1 pseudogene is annotated in these 649 nt (G+C 76.9%); it reads right to left on the minus strand.

The features are described 5' to 3' along the window. A pseudogene (locus CR470_RS38320) lies at positions 1 to 365 on the minus strand (SAM-dependent methyltransferase); the annotation flags it as partial. Positions 366 to 649: the final 284 nt, after the last annotated feature.

Consider the following 649-nt stretch of genomic DNA (forward strand, 5'->3'; position numbering starts at 1 on the left):
CCGCAGCACAGGTCGGCCACGCTCCGCACGCCGAGCCCGGCGAACCGCGCGGCACGGTGGGCGGCGACCGAGGTACGGGTGGCCTGCTCGACCCCGTTGGGCGTGAAGTACATCCGGTAGGCGTCCTCGGCCCCGAACTTGGCCACCGCCCGCTGCCGCAGCCGGGCCTGGCCCAGGGCCGCCGACACCAGCTCCGCCGGGTGCGTGCGGCGCAGCCGGGTCGCGGCGGCCAGCTCGTCGGCGGGATCGTGGTCGCGCAGCTCGGCCAGCAGCTGCTCGCCCTCGGGGGTGCGCAGCGCGGCGAAGGCGGCGCGGGCGGGGTCGTCGGCCGGGGCGGAGGGGGTCGTTGCGTTCACCCGGTCCATTGTGGCCGGTGCGTGGAGTGCCGCTTCCCGCGCCGCTGAAGGTCGCTGTGGGCCGGCCGGGGGACGGGGCCGCACCGCTCGCGGTGTCGGGGTGGGAGGCGGGCCGGCGGCTGGCAGGATGCGGCGCCATGCAGCTAGTACGACAAAAAGAAGAATCAGCCATGAAGCGGCACAGGTCGGGCGTCGTCGTGCTGGCGGCCCTGCTGGCCGCCGCCGTCGCCTCCGGGTGCGCGGCGGAGACGGGCGGCAGTGGCACGGGGGATCCCGGCGGGCCCGCGAAGCTG

Source organism: Streptomyces sp. rh34 (genome assembly GCF_002551245.1).
GTDB lineage: Bacteria > Actinomycetota > Actinomycetes > Streptomycetales > Streptomycetaceae > Streptomyces.